The organism is Sporocytophaga myxococcoides DSM 11118 (assembly GCF_000426725.1).
Classification (GTDB): domain Bacteria; phylum Bacteroidota; class Bacteroidia; order Cytophagales; family Cytophagaceae; genus Sporocytophaga; species Sporocytophaga myxococcoides.
The window spans coordinates 61,113-79,295 of sequence record NZ_AUFX01000009.1 but is presented as its reverse complement, the minus strand read 5'-3'; the positions used below and the strand labels follow the sequence as shown (position 1 = coordinate 79,295).

Genomic DNA, 18,183 nt, shown 5'->3' with positions numbered 1-18,183 from the left:
TTTATTAATTCACCTTTTCCAATTTTTTATTGCCTGTTTTAATTGTTTCGGCAGGTTTGTTTTTGTCTAATGGCTCTTCCTGACTTGCTGACGCCGGCTTGTAATTTTGTACAATAGTCATCTCTTTGATAAGATTTTCTGCGCCTGCATATTTATCAATAATGAATAAAATATATCTTATATCTACTGATATAGTTCTTTGTAATTTTGGTTCATAAATAATGTCTCCACTCATAGCCTCCCAATTGCCATCGAATGCACAACCGATCAAATGTCCATAGCCATTCATAACAGGGCTGCCCGAATTTCCTCCGGTAATATCATTGGTGGAAATAAAATTTACAGGAAGTGTTCCTTTAAAACCATATCTGCCATAATCTTTTTGATTGTATAGGTCTATAAGTTTTTTAGGAACAATGAATTCTTCGTTTTTAGGATCTTCTTTTTCCATGATTCCTTCAATAGTAGTATAGTATGAAAAATGGGCCGCATCTTTCGGATAATAATCTTCAACTGACCCATAACTCAGTCTCATAGAAAAGTTAGCATCAGGATATAGCTTCGCATCTTTATTCATTTCTCTGATCCCTCTCAGATATAAGTTATTCGCTGCATCTAATTTCGCGAAAATCATTCCGAGGAAGGGACCGGCTAGCGTTCTGAAATCGCTGATGATTGATTGACTTGTTCTAAATGCAGGATCTTTTTCCAAAACCTTTGCAGAGGGCTTCTTAAGGAAATTGTCCATTTTTTCTTTTGATGCAAGGATTGAATTTGAAAATACATATGCAGCAAATTTAGAGAAGTCACCTTTGTATTTCTTGTCTACTTCTTTGAGGACTGATGGCACTAGTTTGGGATTCACGTCATCGTGATACATTTGTAACAGTGCTGCAAAGATCTTTTGGTCCGTTGGTGGATTATAATTTTTAAAGAATTCGTCAGCCTGTACTTTGGCAGCTTCAGCCGCAGCCTGGGTTTCCTGAGGTGTTTTAGCATTTTGTAGAGCCTGGTAAAATCCATTCAGCTTGTATGCAAAAAGAAGGATTTCTGTGCCGAATGCAGCTTCTTCTAGATAAGTGTAGGCAGGAGCAACAACTTTGTACTCCTCGTAGGTTTTTTCAAATTGAGGAAGCAGGTCACCATAAGTCTTTTTTCTCTCAAGATCAGAATCTGCCCATTCCTGGAATTTCTGCTCTCTGGCTTTCTTTTGATCTGCAACATCCAACCTTCTCAATCCTTGATTCTGACCTATGAAATATTTGTAATAGTTACTTACCTGAGCATAGTTTGCGGCATATTTGATTCTTATCTCCGGGTTGGCATCCATATCTTCTTTCATGAGAGCCAATCTTTTTTCTCTGATTTTGATTTTGTCAGGATTGGTGATTTCGTATGCCAGTTTAACTCCTCCTGAAGTAAGATATCTTTCAGTGCTTCCGGGATATCCCATCACCATTGAGAAAGAACCTTTTTCATATCCGTCAAGTGAAATGGTAAGGTGAAACTTTGGCTTTAAAGGGACGTTGTTTGCAGAATATTCAGCAGGTTTTCCATCTGGGGCTGTGTAGACTCTGAACATGGAAAAATCTCCAGTATGTCTTGGCCACATCCAATTATCGGTATCCCCACCGAATTTACCGATACTTGAAGGAGGAGCTCCTACAAGTCTGATATCTTTAAATACTTCGTAAACAAACAGGTAATATTCATTCCCTTCGAAAAAACTTTTGATTTCTGAAGTATAATGCGTACCTGCTATTGCTGTTTTTTCAAGTTCAGCAGATATCTGTTCGATTTTAGCTTCTTTTTCTTCAGGATTTAACCCTGCACATGCTCCTAGGATTTTATCTGTTACATCTTCCATTCTTACCAGGAAAGTAACTGTAAGGCCTGGGGTAGGTAGTTCCTCAGATATTTTCTTTGCCCAGAAACCATCTGAAAGATAATCATGTTCGACAGTACTATGCGATTGAACAGATTCATAACCGCAATGGTGGTTGGTCAGGATTAGTCCTTTATCAGATATTATTTCTCCGGTACAATATCCTCCGAAATTTACAACAGCATCTTTCAGGCTTGAATGATTTACACTATAGATCTCATCAGCAGTAAGCTTGAGCCCCTTCTTTTGCATGTCTTCATAGTTAAGCCTCTTTATGAGTAAAGGAAGCCACATTCCCTCGTCGGCACGACAGAAGGGATTTAAAAAAAGCAAACAGACAGTAAATACAATAAGTTTTTTCAACATGATATTCTCAATAGATTTTTGGTAAAAAATATAAAAGCTTAAAATGCTTTAGGGATTAAATTGTTTAACAAAAGGAATAAATACCGCATTTAATGATTATTCAGAGCAATATATTGGAAAAAGCTGAAAGCTAAAAGCAAAAAGCGTAAAGCTAAAAGTATAAAGTCGAAACATACCACATTTCGCTTTAAGCTTTATACGTTTCGCTTAAATAGCTGCTTTAAGACTCAAAAACAGACCGGACTGAAGTTGTTTGTTTACTGAATATTCAAATCTGAATACCAGATCATAATAGGTTACCAGATCAAAGCCTGCACCACCTCCCCAGAGCCACTGATTGGCAAGTATGGCATTACCAGGATTATTTGTCTGATCTACCACATAACCCGTGTCAAAATAGGTTTTCAAATAAAGGGTTAGAGGGATACTTCTGATTTTTTCAGTTGGTAGAAAACTTAGCTTCTTTTCTGTTTTAAAAAGTCTGTATTTTATATTGCTTTTGAAGAGGCTATAAGAAGATCCGTCAATTACAAAAAGCTCATATCCACTAATGTAATCTTTCATATAGCCAAGGCCACGAATATTAAAATAGGGTTGTTTGGATGGAGTTGAATATTTAAGTGCAGTTCCTGCTGCGACAAAAAATCCTTTTCCGAGGGGTTTGTAAACCGAGCCCTCTGTTTTTAATGAAAATATATTTACATCATCCGAATTTAATAGTCCCTGCTTATCAGCTTCTGCTTTTATATAAAAGCCATTCAGTGGGTAATAGGTTATATCTCGTCTGTCATAGGTAAAGATGTACTTCAGATCAAAATAATTTTGCTGAACCCTTTGATTCAGGAAATAGTCAGGATTCAATTCGGCAATTTTATCTGATATTCTATTTGTAAAGAACCCCAGGCTTAAGCTATGGAATTCGTAAAACCTCCTTCTGTAAGAGAAGGTGATATTGCCTGTAATTCTGCGCCTGACAAAATTCTTTCCTTCATAATAAGCCAACTCATTATTGAGGGTTTGGTATGGGATTTTTTTGTTTTCTATGATGCCAGCGAAAAGGGTGAGACCAATCCTTTGTTTGCGATCTAGGTAAGGAATTATATAGGTAAGTTCTGCTTTGGTAGAAAATCCGGCATTCACTTTTAATCTTAATGTTTCATTCATACCCCTTACATTTTTCTTAATAAAGTTTATCCCATAATCAATTCTGGAAAGGTCATGGTTTCTCGTGTACCACCATTCATTGAAATTTCGGTCTGCAAGACTTAATATCGGAAGAGGATAAGTGAAAAGTCTTTCTTTTACTGTTATTTTTAATTCACGTATAATTGAGTCTCCAATTAAGATAACATCTGCTTTCAAAAATAAACCTGTATTAAAAATCCTGTTTCTTGTTTTACTGAGGAGTGGTTCAAGTTCTTTTTTTAAGATTGTATCTCCGGGTTCTATGCTTAATTCCCTTAGTATAATTCTGTCTTTGGTTCTTTTATTTCCTTCCAGGTTTATATTGTTAATAATGATAAAGGATGTATCACAAGCTTCAGATTGAGAATTTGTCTGAGCAGAAATGAGAGTTGGAATCAGAAGGGAAATATAGAAAATGAAAAACTTAAACGACATTTAAACTGATTCCTGAAATATTGAAGTTGTTTTATTACTAAAAATGCAAATATTTGCCCAGTAATAATAATTTCCTCTTGGTTTTATATTCATATTTACGAAGGAACAGGAACTGTAGTATGAATTAAGAGGTTTAAAAGAAAATTATGTTAAAAATTTTATTAGCTCCTTTAAAATGGTTGATATTGTTACTGGTAAAGATTTATCAGCTGGCAATAAGCCCTTATTTACCAGCTGCCTGTAGGTATCATCCGACTTGTTCGGCTTATTTTATTGAAGCTGTAAAAAAATATGGTCCCATTAAAGGAAGCTGGTTGGGTATAAAACGAATTGGGCGTTGCCACCCTTGGGGTGGGCACGGTTATGATCCCGTGCCCTAGCTTAATTCATTCTTTTTACGATAGCTATTTATCAGAACAAAAAGGCCGGCAATAATTAAGGGTATACTTAAAAGTTGCCCCATATTATAGCTCATATTTTGCTCAAAATCTACTTGTGGTTCTTTAAAGTATTCATATATAAACCTTAAAGAGAATAAAATCACTACAAAATAACCAAATATTCTTCCTTCTGGGGTTTTCTCCCTTTTTCTATTGTATACTCCAAAAAACAAAAATAAAAACAATAGAAAAGAAGAAATAGCTTCATATAATTGAGAAGGATGTCTTGGTACGCCCCACACGCCCACTGTTACCTTCTGAGCTTTTTCTCCTTCAATTTTTTCTATTTTAACAGGTGGATTTTCAGCATATACAATATGTTCATTGTATTCCCTTTCAATTGTCTTTCTTATTCCGCCTTCTACAAATGCCTTGATTTCCTTTTCATTGTTTTCTTCACCCGGCACTTCAAAGCTTAGGTCGACTCCTGCAATTGTTCTTCCTGCCTCATCAATGCTATCTTTCCCATTAAGGCTCATTTCAATGTCGTAAATAGAATTTTTATAGGTTTTGTCGAGCAGATCCTCCATACTTCTTGCAAAGATAAATCCTCCTCTAAAGCTTGTAGGTTTTCCTATAATTTCAGAATTCATAAGATTGCCCAGACGAATAAGGCACCCAGCAAGAGCGATGGTGATCACCATACGATCCAAAACATACAAGTAACTTTGATCTGTTTGTTTTTTTGAATAGAGGTAAATAGCGATTAGAATACCTGCTGCGGCTCCATGACTGGCAAGCCCACCTTCCCATATTTTTAAAATGTCCAGTGGACGGGTTAAATAATATTCGGGCTCATAAAAAAGACAGTGCCCAAGTCTTGCTCCTAGAATAGTAGCCACTACCATGTATATTGTAAGTGTTTCAACATATTTTTCTGATTTTCCCTCAGTCTTGTAAATCCAGATTAAAATTTGCTGGCCAATTAAAAAACCGAGTGCGAAAAGTAGTCCATACCACCTTACTGTTAAGCTTCCTATAGAAAATAACTCGGGAGAAGCTTCCCAGAGAACAAAGTTAAAAGTCATGCTGTATTAATTTTTGGCCTGCAATAAAATCAAATCAGAATTAAAAAGAAAGAAAAGATTTATAAATGGAAATAATTGCATTATTCTAATCTGAATCATATAGGTTTTTAAAATAGTTGACAAAGTTATCCACAAAATTTACGATCTAAAGCCTTAAAATGGGCTTATCAACACTGTACATTTCGATCAACGTAGATTTTGAATAGATTGAACTTGATTTTTATATTTAATAGATAGCTTATTGTAATATTTTTATTTCGGATGATTAACCCAAGGTGAAACATTATCGTATAAATACATAAGTGATCAAATTTTTCAATTATGAAAACAACGAGATCTTTTAGGCCGAAGGAAAAACCAAGTATAAGGATCCCCTTATTGAATGTGTGCCTGTTATTTTTATTCTATTTTTTGTTTTTGAAATTTTTTACAGACGAATCATTTTTCAAAATGCTGTCTTCAAGTCTTGATTCATATCATTTACCTGAGTTCAACTGGAAATATTATAGATAATTAAGTTTTCAATTTAATCCTTAAGTTTTTTTAACTCATTTTTAAATCCACTGTTTAAAATCGGAAATCTACACCACGTTTTCGGATCGACATTAAACTCATCAAGATGAAAACCAGGAGCTAATCTTTCTCGTTTCCATTGATTCCTTGCCCACATTTTAAAGAATTTGTCTACATAAGATCTAAGTAGTGCTGGCTCAGTTTTATTTTCTTTTGCCAGAATATTAAATACTTCAAGTGGAGATTTCTTGTCTTTGATAGCTAGTTTTTCTATATCTGCCAATAACCAGTATGGCATAAGATCTTTCTCATCGGTCTGAGTTTTTTCAACCGGTCTTAATTCAGCTGTGGGTATCAGTGAATTTACAAAACGTAAGCCTGGTTGGTCCAGATTTTTTTCAGCCCAGGTCAGCCATTGTTGAATAAAATGCTTGTCAACACCAGCAATTGGTGCAATACTGCCAGAAGTATCGCCATCCATTGTGGCATATCCGACATCTCCTTCACTTCGGTTGGAAGTTGTGATTAACAAAGCGTTATTAATGTTTGCAAGCATCCATATTATTGGCGATCGGCTTCGTGCCTGAATGTTCTGCAAAGTGATATCATGCTTTTCCCAACTAAGAGGATGAGCCAGTACATGCTCAATTGTTTTAATATAGCCTGAAACCTGATCTTGCACATCCCAATGATAGAACCTGGCTCCAATGGAATCAGCCAGCTTTTCTGCAGATTCATATGTTTCTCTTCCTGAATTTTTTGTAGACTGATAGGCGCAGGTTAGCACTTTTTCTGTAACTAATCTGATCTGGCTTTCATATGGTTCTGATTCAATTCCAGGAATAGGAGAGAGGCCTCCTTTATCTAGGAATTCTTTTACCCCAAGTTCTTTTATCCCTTTTTTTATCATTTCGGAAACCATTACGGCACAGGCAGAGCTGTCAGCACCGCCGCTGAGTGATAGCACAAATCCTTTGCTATGGCTTTTTCGCATATAATCAAAAAGACCTAGTGTAACAGCTTCCCAAAATTCGAAGTTTTTTTCTCTATCATCCGGCTGCAGTGGATCTTCAGAGACTTTTCCTGTGGAAAAATCAATATCCGCATAGACTAGATTTAAGTTTTTAAAAGATAGTCTGTCATTGCGTTGAATAAGGTCACCGTTTCTGGCAATCAAAACCTCTCCGTCAAAAATCATTCTACCTGCTTCATTACCAAGTAGGTTTGCATAGAGGTAAGTGCAATTAAATTTTTCTGAACTTCCGATAATGAGATTATATCTGAAATCAGATTTGGCAAAAGCAAAGTGACTTGCGCTAGGGTTCAGGATAAGATCGACATTCAGTTTGCAAAGTCTGGATGCTGGTCTCACATTATCAGGTCTCCAGGCATCTTCACAAATTTCATAGCCAATTTTAATTCCATCAATGTTATATAAGATGTCCCCGAAAGGATAGTTTTTTCCTTCTATCTTGAAGTTTTCTATTTGAGAGTGCTGCCATGGCGTAAACCATCTTGGCTCATAGTGCACTCCATCATTAGCTAAGAATTGTTTGGCTGAAATACCAAGAATTTCTTTGTTTTTGACAAGACAGGCGCAATTATATACTAGATCGTTGAATCTTATAGGGAGTCCGAAGCTTACGACGATGTTTGTGGTATGAGGGATAAGGTCAATCAAATTTTTCAGGGCTGTTTCCGCCACCCATTCACTTAAGAACCAATCTTCGCAACCGTAGCCGGTAATGCAAAGCTCCGGAAGACAAAGTACGTCGACCTTTTTATCCTTTGCTTCATTGATTGCGGCTATAATGTTAGAAATATTATTGTCCCAATCGAGTGGTGTTTGGTTGAGTGCAGCACCAGCAATTCTCATATGCAGTTAGTTTTATACATTTACTCAAACCTGAAAAGGTTTGATAAGGCCAAATGTAAAATTTATGATTTAATAAATTCAAGAAAATGTGACTTTTCAGATAAAAATGAAGCAGAGAAAATTGAATTATTGAAGCCTAATAATTTCAATGATCTCAGCTTTTAAAAAGCATATTCTGTTGATTTTTAAAAGCTATGTATAACGACGAAAGTGAATTAAGTTGAAAGTTATTTGATTTCCCTGATTTGACAGGCTTTTTCAGCAGCGGCTTGTTCTGCTTTTTTCTTACTAAATCCAGTTCCAGTACTTACAGGTTCATCTTCAATAAGCACCTGGGCTGTAAATTCCTTATGATGGATACTTCCGACTTCTTTGATAATTACAAACTTAATATCTTTCGATTCCTTTTGGGCCCATTCAATTAAGACGCTTTTAAAATTAAGGTTGTTTTCTATGATCTCATTTAGATCGAAATGAGGTTGTAAGAGTCTGGAAAGAATAAATTTTCTACAAGATTTGAAGCCTTTGTCGAGGTAAACTGCTCCAACCAAGGCTTCAAGAGCATCTCCATAAAGAGACTTGTGGGTATTGCCACCTCTGCCTGGGTTAAACTCGACAATTTTATTGAGTCCTATTTTTTTTCCAAGTTTATTGAGTGATTCACGATTTACGATTCTTGATCTGATTTCAGTTAAGAATCCTTCATCTTTATAAGGAAATTTTTTGAAAAGAAATTCTGCTATTACAGCGCCAAGTATTGCGTCACCAAGGTATTCCAGTCTTTCATTAGAGCTACGGACACCAAGCTTATCCTCTTTTGCAGCAGAGGTGTGGCATACAGCAAGTTTATAAAGGTTAAGATTGATAGGAGTTTGTCCAGTGATGTTTGCAATTGATTTAGCAAAAGCCTTTTCCTTTACCAGCTGTTTATTAAACAGGTTCGAAATTCTCCTTAAGTAGGAAATCAAATTTTAGTAAGTTTTAATATAATAATACTACAGAATCAGAATTGAACTCTTAAGTTCAGCTTTGAATGCTAAAAATAAAAAAAAGGTGTTAAATCTTCCAAAGAGTTAACACCTTATAATGGTTAAAGTTATTAATTTTTTAAATTTTACGGAGAATAATAGAGCAGTTGTGCCCTCCAAACCCGAAAGTATTGCTCAACGCCACCTTTATCGTTTTAGACTGCGCTTTGTTGAAAGTCAAATTTAATCTAGGATCAACTCTTTCGTCGTCAGTAAAATGATTGATGGTAGGAGGAACAGTTTGGTGTTTGATTGCAAGAATACAAGCAATAGCTTCAATAGCTCCAGCAGCGCCAAGCAAGTGACCTGTCATGGATTTGGTAGAACTAATGCTTAGGTTATATGCATGTTCTCCGAATACTTTCTGAATTGCAGTAAGTTCGCTGATATCACCTAATGGTGTTGAAGTACCATGAACATTGATATAATCAATATCTTCAGGTTTCAGTTTTGCATCAGCAAGTGCATTATTCATAACACTTATTTGTCCTAAACCTTCAGGGTGTGGAGCAGTTAAGTGATATGCATCTGCAGACATACCGCCACCGATTATTTCAGCATAAATTTTAGCTCCCCTTGCTTTAGCATGTTCGTATTCCTCTATTATAAGAGCTCCAGCACCTTCTCCAAGAACAAAGCCATCTCTGTCTTTGTCAAAAGGTCTAGAAGCTGTAGAAGGATCGTCATTTCTTTCAGAAAGAGCTTTCATGGCATTGAAACCACCGATTCCCGCTTCTGTAACAGCGGCTTCTGATCCTCCGGTTACCATTATGTCTGCCATTCCTAATCTAATATAGTTAAAGGCGTCAACAATAGCATTGGTAGAAGAAGCACAAGCAGAGACAGTAACGAAATTGGGACCTCTGAAACCAAACTTCATGGAAATATGACCGGCACTGATATCGGCGATCATTTTAGGTATAAAGAAAGGGTTGAATCTTGGAGTTCCATCACCAAGTGCATATCCTGAAACTTCGTCCTGGAAAGTGCGAAGACCGCCTATTCCTGAACCCCAGATAACTCCAGCTCTATCTTTGTTTATTGTATTAAGATCAAGATTTGAATCTTTGATAGCTTCATCAGATGCCACTATAGCATATTGAGTAAAGGGGTCCATTCTTTTGACCTCTTTTTTATCAATAAAGTTTTCTACGTTGAAGTTTTTAACTTCGCAGGCAAATCTGGTTTTTGATTTTTCAGCGTTGTAGCGGGTGATAGGAGCAGCACCACTTACTCCAGTGGACAATGATTTCCAGTAATCTTCAACATTGTTTCCTATTGGGGTAAGTGCGCCTAATCCTGTTACAACAACTCTTTTTAAATTCATAAAAGAATTTTGAGAGGGAATCTAAAGAAATTATTGTTTAACGTTTTGCTCCAAATAAGCAACAGCTTGACCAACAGTTGAAATGTTTTCAGCTTGCTCATCAGGAATTGATATGTTAAATTCTTTTTCGAATTCCATGATTAATTCTACTGTATCTAAGGAGTCAGCTCCTAAGTCGTTTGTGAAGCTAGCTTCTGAAGTAACTTCAGATTCTTCAACACCTAATTTGTCAATAATGATACTCTTAACTTTTTGTGCTATTTCTGACATTGTTTTAAATGAGTTTAGTAAAACACGGTGCAAAGAAATACATTAAAAACTATATTGTCAAACAAAATTTTTTATTCTTGATCAAAAACATAATAAATTTTCCACATGCAACTTTTTAATTATATATTTACGTCCCTTAAAATAGGCCTGTAGGGCAAATAATGATGAAAACTACAAAGCTAGTAGTCGATTATGAGTATGATTTTGAGTTTTTTGCTATAATTTCTGCAGTAAAGGCTCATAAATTAGCATGGTCTATTAATAAGGTGTTAAGTATTAATCTCTGTAAACAGGAGGATTTAAAACTTGACTTTGTTAAAGATTGGAAACTGGTAATCACTAATTATATTTACGAGAAAGAATACAGTGCTTTCAGATTATTAAAAAATAGATCCTGCGAATCGGAGAATCTTCCCAAGCCCTTCCTGGTCCCCGAGCTTAAAGAATATGACTATTTTATTCACATGTCCGGAGAAGTTATGCTGTTTGAAACAGCCGAACTGTTTGAGAAACTTAAAGAATTGCAAATAGTACAATACGTAAAAAAAATTGAAGTAAATAAATTAAAGTCTAAAGAAAACTTAATTTTTTGAAAATGGAGCAGATTAACAAAAAGACAAAAATTATTGCAACAGTCGGACCCGCTTGTAACACGAAAGAGAAATTATGGGAGCTGGTGAAGGCCGGTGCAAATATTTTCAGATTAAACTTTTCACATGGAAGCCACGAAGGGCACCTTCAGGTGATCCAATACATCAGAGAATTAAATAAAGAGCACAATGCTAATATTGCAATTCTTCAAGACTTACAAGGACCAAAAATCAGAACCAACGAAGTTGAAAATAACGGTGTTGAATTAAGAGAAGGGGCACAGATTATTATTACTAAAGAGTATTGCATGGGTACAAAAGAGAAGATAAGTACTTCTTATCAGTCTCTTACTTCTGACGTGAAGCCTGGCGATGCTATCCTTATTGATGATGGTAAAATTGAATTGAAAGTACTTGCTGCTAAAAACGGTGAGGTTACTGCAGAGATCGTTTATGGTGGTATATTGAAATCTAAAAAAGGTATCAACCTTCCTAATACCAATGTTTCTGAGCCTTCATTAACTGAAAAGGACAGAAAAGATCTTATTTTCGGAATTGAGCAAGGACTTGATTGGATCGCTCTTTCTTTCGTAAGAAGAGCTGAGGATATGAGAGACCTTAAAGAAATTATCAAAAAATCTGGTAAAGATATTAAGGTAGTTGCTAAAATCGAGAAACCTGAAGCGATTGAAAACATAGATGAAATCATCGCTGAAACTGATGCTATCATGGTGGCCAGAGGTGATCTGGGAGTGGAAGTGTTAATGGAAGATGTTCCGATGATGCAAAAAATGATCGTGAAGAAATGCGGTATAGCAGGTAAACCTGTAATTATCGCTACTCAGATGATGGAAAGCATGATCACTAGTCCTAGACCTACAAGAGCAGAAACCAACGACGTGGCTAATGCTATTATAGATGGAGCTGATACAGTTATGCTTAGTGCTGAAACTGCAAGCGGTGAATACCCTGTACTTACTGTTCAAAGCATGTCAAGAATTTGTGTTTCAGTTGAAAGACAAGCTGAGAATATTTATAACAAACATACCAATAAAGAAGATTCGTCATATAGTGACAGTGTGATTGCTACTGCTTGTACACTTGCCGATCATGTAAATGCAAAAGCTATCATTGGATTGTCTCAGTCTGGTTATTCTGCATTCAGAATTGCAAGCCATAGACCAAAAGCAAATATCATCATCGTAACTTCTGACAAAGCAATGCTTACAAAACTAAGCCTTGTTTGGGGAGTAAAAGCTATTTATTATGATAAGTTCACTACCACCGATGAGACAATTCAAGGGGTTAGAGATCTTCTTGTTAAAGAAGGTTTATTGAAAAAAGGTGATACTTATGTGACTACGGCAAGCATGCCATTTACATATACACAAAGAGCAAATACTCTAAAATTAGGTGTAGTTGAATAACATTTACCTATAAATATTTATTATAAAGGGACTGTTTTAATTTTTACAGTCCCTTTTTATTTTTAAGCATATATGGAATTGAACTTAGAATTATTAACTAAAATCTGCGAGCTTCCTGGAGCTCCTGGCTACGAGCAAAAAATTCGGGCCTTTGTTATCGAACAGATAAAATCTCTTGTTGATGAATTCAGAGTAGATAATCTGGGAAATGTTATCGCTTTAAAGAAAGGACTGACCGGCGCTAAAAAAGTGATGGCCGCTGCACACATGGATGAAATTGGTTTCATTGTTACCTATATCAATGAGCAAGGATTTATCTTTTTCCACCCTCTCGGTGGATTTGATCCGAAAACGCTTACTGCGCAAAGAGTAATAGTCCATGGGAGTAAAGATGTTATTGGTGTGATGGGGAGTAAACCTGTGCATGTAATGTCTCCGGAGGAAAAAGTAAAACCCGCCAAAATAGAAGATTTTTTCATCGATACAGGCATGACCAAAGAGGAGGTTGAAAAATTTGTTTCAATTGGAAATCCGATTACAAGAGAAAGAAGTCTCATCGAGATGGGGAATAACATCAACTGTAAATCTCTTGATAACAGGATAAGTGTATTTATACTTATTGAAGCATTGAAGCAGATTCAAAGTCCTCCATATGATTTTTATGCAGTATTTACGGTGCAAGAAGAAGTGGGTTTAAGAGGTGCTACTACTGCTGCTCATCAGATAGATCCTGATTTTGGAATTGCCATTGATACTACTATCGCTTATGATGTTCCGGGAGCAAGACCTCAGGAGAAAATTACAGAGCTTGGAAAAGGGACAGCAATAAAGATAATGGATTCTTCTGCCATTGCTGATTACAGGATGGTAAACTACTTAAAACAGATAGCCTCAAATCATTCTATACAATGGCAACCTGAAATTCTTACTGCTGGTGGCACTGATACAGCACCACTTCAAAAAGGCGGAAAAATGGGTGCTATTGCCGGGGCTATTTCAATTCCTACCAGACATATACATCAGGTGATTGAAATGGTGAATAAGGACGATGTGAAACATTCTATCAACTTATTGTCAAGAGCAATTGAAGGGATTGATAAGTTTGACTGGAATTTTTAGAAGTAATAAGTAATAAGTTTTAACTAAAGCCTCTGGAAGTAAAGCAGCCAGGGGCTTTGTGTTTTATGATATAAAAATTGGTTTGCCAATTGGCTCTATTAATAAATTTTCTAAGCCCTCTTGCTCCCTGAACAATCTTTTAATTTCTCTTTCTGGTTCTCCCATTGGTTCATCAGATAAATCAAAAGTTCCATAATGCATGGGAATGAAATATTTGGCGTGAAGCTCCTGATAAGCATTAAAAGCTTCTTCAGGATTTACGTGAAAGAGGTTCATAAGGAAGGGTGGTTTATAAGCACCTATAGGCATAAGACAATAATCTATGGGAGGCACAGCTTTCCGGATTTCGTTAAAATGAGATCCATAAGCAGTATCTCCTGCAAAATATATTGATTTGTTTTTCCCTTTGACGTAAAAACTTCCCCATAAAACTTTGTTAAAATCACTAAATCCTCTGCGATGCCAGTGTTTGGCAGGAAGGAAGACAAAGTCTATACTCTCTGATTTAAATTGCTGGTACCACCCAGCTTCCTGTATCTCTCCTTTAAAATCAAGTCTTTTGAAAAGAGTTGAAATGTTTAGAGGCCCTAAGATTTGTATAGATGGATTATTAGTTAATAAAATTTTTAATGATGGTTCATCAAAATGATCTCTATGTCCATGAGAAAGCAGCAAGTAATCAATATCGATTAAATCTTCCGGTGCCAATGGAAATTCAGCTTTTCTTTTAATGAATGGCAAATTAAAGAATACTGGATCTGTAATGATTTTTACCTTGTCAATCTGAATATAAAAAGTTGAATGTCCCAACCAGACAATCATATCCTGATCACTATTTATAAAGTTATTATTTTTGACAACGTCGACTTTATAGTTTTCATTTTTCTTTTCTTCTCTTTGAGGATTGCTGGTTAACTTCCACTTAAGCACTTTAAAAAATGAGTTTTCATCTTTGGTGTCGGAATTTGTGAATTCTCCATCAATTAAAAGATTTCCAGGATAACCAACTTTGACTGTATGCAAAGAGGGGTTATTAACATATATTGTTTTGTTCACAATGTTATTTAGTGAAAAGTTAAAACCTGATATCTAACTATATTAAACATCAGGTTTTTAAATTATGCAAACTATGTATTTAATACAAACCATTAGAAAGGTAAGGAGACGGAAATTGCTCCATAATGCCATTTATCTGGCTTGGTAACAGGTTTTCAAACATAGTTGGACTATTTAATGATTCACTACTGTAACCTCTCCAGACTAACTGGTTTGTTTTCCTATCTATTACATCGATAACCAAAGTTCCTTCCTTATATTGAACTTTTTCACTTATATTTCCCAGTATCTGAGGCCTGTATATGCCTGCACCATAGTAAATACCATCTGGTGTTGTATTGTACATGTTTATTCCCCCAAAATAGGTTGTATATGGGTATATGTTATAATCATTCGTCAGATAATTATACATTGTATAAGGTTGTTCGAAATAATTGTAAAACCTAGGAACTGCAAGGTTAGGCTGATTTACCACCAATGGTGTATTGGTGTACCTTTCCCTGTTTTCCATTACTATAGAATATGTAAATAACAGGTCTGGATTCAGAGAGTCTAGATATAAACCTTTATCTAGCAAATCACTGTTTACCATCCTTTTTATCTTCAATTCAATTAGCTCGTTATTATATAAGCTCATTACGTCATTCAACTGTTCTCCTTGCTGTTCAGGGAGTTGTTTAGGCAACCAAGCAAATGTCCTAAACTTGGAAAAATCCGTGTCTGGATTATAACTTGTATGTGCATTACTTCCTGGCTGACATCCGTAAAACAGAGTAAGTACCACACCGATAACTAACCACACTAATCTTTTCATCACTACTTTCCTCCTTATTTAAATAATATGTGACCATAAAAAAATGTTTGGCATAAACATATACAAATTTGTCGAAGTGGTAAGAGGTAAGGGATCTTAGGGATATTTGGCACTATGCCCGGACCTGAATTGTTTTGATGAAAAACAGGAATATGAAAATAGTGCTGATGATAATGTTTGCAATGGGATTGAGTTTCGGTTCCTTTGCGCAAATTGATACAAATACGACTATCATAGGGAGGAATACAGACCTTTATCCCGGAGTAAAAAGTTCTCCCGATGAATCATACTATTCCATTAACCCGACAGTTCCAGGTTCAATGGATGGAACTCAGTTGAGGAATGAAACAAGTATATATAATAATAACCCAGCTACAAATCCTAATATTAATCCAAATACTCAGGTAAATCCTGGTATTGAATATAATGGTGGACTTCCAAGTAACGGTCAATTGCCTAATGGTGGAATGTTGCCTAACAACGGAGGTTTGCCCAATAACGGAGGACTTCCAAATAATGGTATGTTGCCTAGTACATCAACTCCACAACCTTCCAGTGCGCCAGGAGCAAGCCCTGGTTCTATGGGAGCCGGAAGTAATATTGGTGCCGGGTACTAAATGTTTATTCAATAAGATGGCTGCCTGATAAAACAGGCAGCCATCTTATCAATATTTTTAAACTGAGGAGTGACTCAGTATTGGTTTATTGATTTGTTTCAATTCCCCATTCATCTGTTCTGAAGGAAGAAACAGGTAATCCATCTTTGTTAAAAAGGTTTGGTAGTGCATCATTTGTCCACTCAAATCTCGCAGCTACTGGTTTCGGTACTTTGGGAGAATATATGGTGACTGTATTATCTTTAATTACAGCTTTTGCAGGATAAAATTGTTTGTCACTGCCTGCAATAATAAAACCATTGAGTTCTTTGCCTGCTTTGGTTGTAAGCCCTTTAGATGCATTATCAAATGTAAGTTGTATTTTCCCATTTGCAATTTTCATGCTTTTGTAAGAGGGACTTTTTGCTGATTTTGTCTTGATATGATATGTATCTTCAAGTGCCAGGTAAGCTAATCTTTCACCTACAGGTTTTTTGTATGGCGGGTGAATATCGTTGACATTTTCAACTACGTCCGAAATTATGACCATACCAGTTTTAGGCACCTCCAAGAGCTTAGATTGTTGTTCTCGAAGCAATACACCATTCAGATTATCACCATATCCATTGTAAGGAGCTATCTGGACATAGTAAAAGGGCAGCTCTGATTGAAAATTTTTTCTCCAGTTTAATATTAATTTTTCCATCAGTAGTTTGTATGAGTATGGGTGTTCTACATTTGATTCACCCTGATACCAAATAATACCTGATAGCTTAAATGGAATTAGTGGAGCTATCATTGAGTTATAAGCCATTCCCGAAGCGGAAGGGCACCATGGTCGGTCGATTTCACATTGTTTGTCTGCCGCCGCTTTAAGAAGGGAATCTGCTTCTATAATGCCATTGGGAACCCATACTTCAGCTGGTGTTCCTCCCCAACTTGAATGAATAAGGCCTATGGGTACTTTTAGTTCAGTATTAAGAGTCTTTCCAAAATAGTATGCAACTGCACTAAACCATCTCAGTGGTTCTCCATTACAAAGATTCCAATTGCCTTCGCCTTTAATCTGAGGCGTAGAAGCAGCTGATCTTGGTACCTGGAATAATCTTATCTGAGGATCATTTTGCTTATCTAAATATGGCTTTCCATCGGCAGAAAGATTCATGTTCCATTCCATATTGGATTGACCGGAGCATAACCATACATCTCCTGACATTACATTCTCAATTATCTTCTTCTCACTGCCAGCCTTGATCGTAATTGTATGAGGTCCGCCAGCTGAAGGAGTTTTTATTGTCGCTTTCCACAAAGATGTATTGGAAACTTTGGTTTGAACTATTGTTGTATCCCAACTTAACTGAATTTGGATATCCTGTGTTGGTCCTGCCCATCCCCAGAAAGGTATCTCGTTGTTTCGCTGAATTACCATGTTTGAAGTGAATACAGCCGGAAGACGAATCTGAGCTATTGCTAAAGGAGCAATGGTCAATAAGAATAAGACTAGTAAGGTGTTTCGCATTGATAAAAAACTGGTTGATTTGTAGGATTTTAAATATATAAAAAAGTCTGTAAGGAAATTAGCGTCGGTAACTGAATAATTACAGTAAATAAAAAAGAAAATAAAAAAGAAAATAAAAAAGAAAATAAAAAAGAGGCTATATTTAATAGCCTCTTTCAGACACAAATGCTGCTTAGGTTTTATCTCACTCTCTCCAGGGCTAGTCCTGTATATCTTGGAATTTGTGTTCCAAAGAAAAACTTTGTGATGGCTAAAGTGTCATCCGCAAAGTTTCTTAAAGCAGGATAGTCAGAAGTAAACGAATTATTTACTCTTCTGATTTTTTGATTTATTAAAAGTTGAAGATATCTTCCGTTTAAAATTGCCAGGTTTCTTAGGATTCTGGCTCTTTTAGGAAAGAATACTCCTCTCTTAAATTCTCTATACCACGCTTTTCTTCTTAATTTTCTGGCGGTTAATCTCACTGACTTTTTAGCCTGAAGTATTAATCTTTGCCCTCTTTTAGAAAGGAAATTTACTTGCTTTTTGGTTTCCTTCCCCATTCCTTCCCAATCAATTTTGGCGAAAGATTTTTTCACTGATTTAGCAAATTTTTTTGCTGAATCTCCTATGCTTTCTGTATACCTGTAAGCATTCTTTCTGACAGATTTTAAAGTTAATGCACTACTTCTCATGATTTCTTCCCAATTAGTTTAAATTCAATAAGAGA

Annotated in this window: 16 protein-coding genes; 5 read left to right on the top strand and 11 right to left on the bottom strand. The window is 35.9% G+C overall.

What is annotated here, in order from left to right; genetic code table 11:
- Positions 1–4 precede the first annotated feature (4 nt).
- A complete protein-coding gene (locus tag K350_RS28340; RefSeq protein ID WP_081670967.1) occupies positions 5–2,251 on the bottom strand; it encodes a S46 family peptidase in 2,247 nt (748 codons plus the stop codon).
- A 207-nt stretch (positions 2,252–2,458) separates the two neighbouring features.
- Positions 2,459–3,871 (bottom strand): BamA/TamA family outer membrane protein, encoded by a 1,413-nt coding sequence (locus tag K350_RS0111190; RefSeq protein ID WP_051313053.1) that lies wholly within the window; start codon positions 3,869–3,871, stop codon positions 2,459–2,461.
- 146 nt (positions 3,872–4,017) lie between these two features.
- On the opposite strand from K350_RS0111190, the gene yidD reads away from it, so the two are divergent.
- Positions 4,018–4,251 carry a membrane protein insertion efficiency factor YidD gene (gene yidD, locus K350_RS0111185; RefSeq protein WP_028979995.1) on the top strand — a complete coding sequence of 78 codons (234 nt, stop codon included), beginning with the start codon at positions 4,018–4,020 and terminating at the stop codon, positions 4,249–4,251.
- Here yidD and K350_RS0111180 read toward each other — a convergent pair.
- From K350_RS0111180 to K350_RS0111155, 5 genes are all read right to left on the bottom strand, one after another.
- The gene (locus tag K350_RS0111180) at positions 4,248–5,339 is read right to left on the bottom strand and encodes a prolipoprotein diacylglyceryl transferase (protein ID WP_028979994.1); all 1,092 of its coding nucleotides are present in this window, start codon (positions 5,337–5,339) and stop codon (positions 4,248–4,250) included. The two genes, yidD and K350_RS0111180, sit on opposite strands and share 4 nt — an antisense overlap.
- Positions 5,340–5,865: 526 nt before the next feature.
- A complete protein-coding gene (locus K350_RS0111175) occupies positions 5,866–7,728 on the bottom strand; it encodes a nitrilase-related carbon-nitrogen hydrolase (protein ID WP_028979993.1) in 1,863 nt (620 codons plus the stop codon).
- Positions 7,729–7,955: 227 nt separating this feature from the next.
- Positions 7,956–8,696 carry a ribonuclease III gene (rnc, locus tag K350_RS0111165; RefSeq protein WP_037575267.1) on the bottom strand — a complete coding sequence of 247 codons (741 nt, stop codon included), beginning with the start codon at positions 8,694–8,696 and terminating at the stop codon, positions 7,956–7,958.
- Between the two features lie 139 nt (positions 8,697–8,835).
- Positions 8,836–10,083, bottom strand: a complete 1,248-nt coding sequence (gene fabF, locus K350_RS0111160) for a beta-ketoacyl-ACP synthase II (RefSeq protein ID WP_028979991.1) — start codon at positions 10,081–10,083, stop codon at positions 8,836–8,838.
- Positions 10,084–10,113: 30 nt separating this feature from the next.
- Positions 10,114–10,353 carry an acyl carrier protein gene (locus K350_RS0111155; protein ID WP_028979990.1) on the bottom strand — a complete coding sequence of 80 codons (240 nt, stop codon included), beginning with the start codon at positions 10,351–10,353 and terminating at the stop codon, positions 10,114–10,116.
- A gap of 161 nt (positions 10,354–10,514) precedes the next feature.
- Here K350_RS0111155 and K350_RS0111150 point away from each other — a divergent pair, with 161 nt between their 5' ends.
- From K350_RS0111150 to K350_RS0111140, 3 genes are all read left to right on the top strand, one after another.
- Positions 10,515–10,946, top strand: a complete 432-nt coding sequence (locus tag K350_RS0111150; RefSeq protein WP_245598620.1) for an IPExxxVDY family protein — start codon at positions 10,515–10,517, stop codon at positions 10,944–10,946.
- Between the two features lie 2 nt (positions 10,947–10,948).
- On the top strand, positions 10,949–12,370 hold the full coding sequence (pyk, locus tag K350_RS0111145; protein ID WP_028979988.1) for a pyruvate kinase: 1,422 nt from the start codon (positions 10,949–10,951) through the stop codon (positions 12,368–12,370).
- Between the two features lie 72 nt (positions 12,371–12,442).
- Positions 12,443–13,489 (top strand): M42 family metallopeptidase, encoded by a 1,047-nt coding sequence (locus K350_RS0111140; protein ID WP_028979987.1) that lies wholly within the window; start codon positions 12,443–12,445, stop codon positions 13,487–13,489.
- A 63-nt stretch (positions 13,490–13,552) separates the two neighbouring features.
- On the opposite strand, the gene K350_RS28335 is transcribed toward K350_RS0111140, so the two are convergent.
- Together K350_RS28335 and K350_RS0111130 are read right to left on the bottom strand one after the other, a co-directional pair.
- The gene (locus K350_RS28335) at positions 13,553–14,545 is read right to left on the bottom strand and encodes an MBL fold metallo-hydrolase (RefSeq protein ID WP_037575264.1); all 993 of its coding nucleotides are present in this window, start codon (positions 14,543–14,545) and stop codon (positions 13,553–13,555) included.
- Positions 14,546–14,624: 79 nt separating this feature from the next.
- The gene (locus tag K350_RS0111130) at positions 14,625–15,359 is read right to left on the bottom strand and encodes a DUF4136 domain-containing protein (RefSeq protein WP_028979986.1); all 735 of its coding nucleotides are present in this window, start codon (positions 15,357–15,359) and stop codon (positions 14,625–14,627) included.
- 152 nt (positions 15,360–15,511) lie between these two features.
- Between K350_RS0111130 and K350_RS0111125 the strand changes: the two genes are divergently transcribed.
- Positions 15,512–15,976, top strand: coding sequence for a hypothetical protein (locus tag K350_RS0111125; protein ID WP_156027004.1), 465 nt, complete (start codon positions 15,512–15,514; stop codon positions 15,974–15,976).
- Positions 15,977–16,061: 85 nt separating this feature from the next.
- Here K350_RS0111125 and K350_RS0111120 read toward each other — a convergent pair whose 3' ends face one another.
- Positions 16,062–17,474, bottom strand: a complete 1,413-nt coding sequence (locus K350_RS0111120; RefSeq protein ID WP_028979984.1) for a sialate O-acetylesterase — start codon at positions 17,472–17,474, stop codon at positions 16,062–16,064.
- A 179-nt stretch (positions 17,475–17,653) separates the two neighbouring features.
- On the bottom strand, positions 17,654–18,148 hold the full coding sequence (locus K350_RS0111115) for a hypothetical protein (protein WP_028979983.1): 495 nt from the start codon (positions 18,146–18,148) through the stop codon (positions 17,654–17,656).
- Between the last annotated feature and the right edge of the window lie 35 nt (positions 18,149–18,183).

Excerpts from the sequence above, each read along its gene's own strand:
- K350_RS28340 (WP_081670967.1), bottom strand. The coding sequence starts at position 2,251 with ATGTTGAAAAAACTTATTGTATTTACTGTCTGTTTGCTTTTTTTAAAT.
- K350_RS0111190 (WP_051313053.1), bottom strand. The coding sequence starts at position 3,871 with ATGTCGTTTAAGTTTTTCATTTTCTATATTTCCCTTCTGATTCCAACT.
- yidD (WP_028979995.1), top strand. The coding sequence starts at position 4,018 with ATGTTAAAAATTTTATTAGCTCCTTTAAAATGGTTGATATTGTTACTG.
- K350_RS0111180 (WP_028979994.1), bottom strand. The coding sequence starts at position 5,339 with ATGACTTTTAACTTTGTTCTCTGGGAAGCTTCTCCCGAGTTATTTTCT.
- K350_RS0111175 (WP_028979993.1), bottom strand. The coding sequence starts at position 7,728 with ATGAGAATTGCTGGTGCTGCACTCAACCAAACACCACTCGATTGGGAC.
- fabF (WP_028979991.1), bottom strand. The coding sequence starts at position 10,083 with ATGAATTTAAAAAGAGTTGTTGTAACAGGATTAGGCGCACTTACCCCA.
- K350_RS0111155 (WP_028979990.1), bottom strand. The coding sequence starts at position 10,353 with ATGTCAGAAATAGCACAAAAAGTTAAGAGTATCATTATTGACAAATTA.
- K350_RS0111150 (WP_245598620.1), top strand. The coding sequence starts at position 10,515 with ATGATGAAAACTACAAAGCTAGTAGTCGATTATGAGTATGATTTTGAG.
- pyk (WP_028979988.1), top strand. The coding sequence starts at position 10,949 with ATGGAGCAGATTAACAAAAAGACAAAAATTATTGCAACAGTCGGACCC.
- K350_RS0111140 (WP_028979987.1), top strand. The coding sequence starts at position 12,443 with ATGGAATTGAACTTAGAATTATTAACTAAAATCTGCGAGCTTCCTGGA.
- K350_RS0111130 (WP_028979986.1), bottom strand. The coding sequence starts at position 15,359 with ATGAAAAGATTAGTGTGGTTAGTTATCGGTGTGGTACTTACTCTGTTT.
- K350_RS0111125 (WP_156027004.1), top strand. The coding sequence starts at position 15,512 with ATGAAAATAGTGCTGATGATAATGTTTGCAATGGGATTGAGTTTCGGT.
- K350_RS0111120 (WP_028979984.1), bottom strand. The coding sequence starts at position 17,474 with ATGCGAAACACCTTACTAGTCTTATTCTTATTGACCATTGCTCCTTTA.
- K350_RS0111115 (WP_028979983.1), bottom strand. The coding sequence starts at position 18,148 with ATGAGAAGTAGTGCATTAACTTTAAAATCTGTCAGAAAGAATGCTTAC.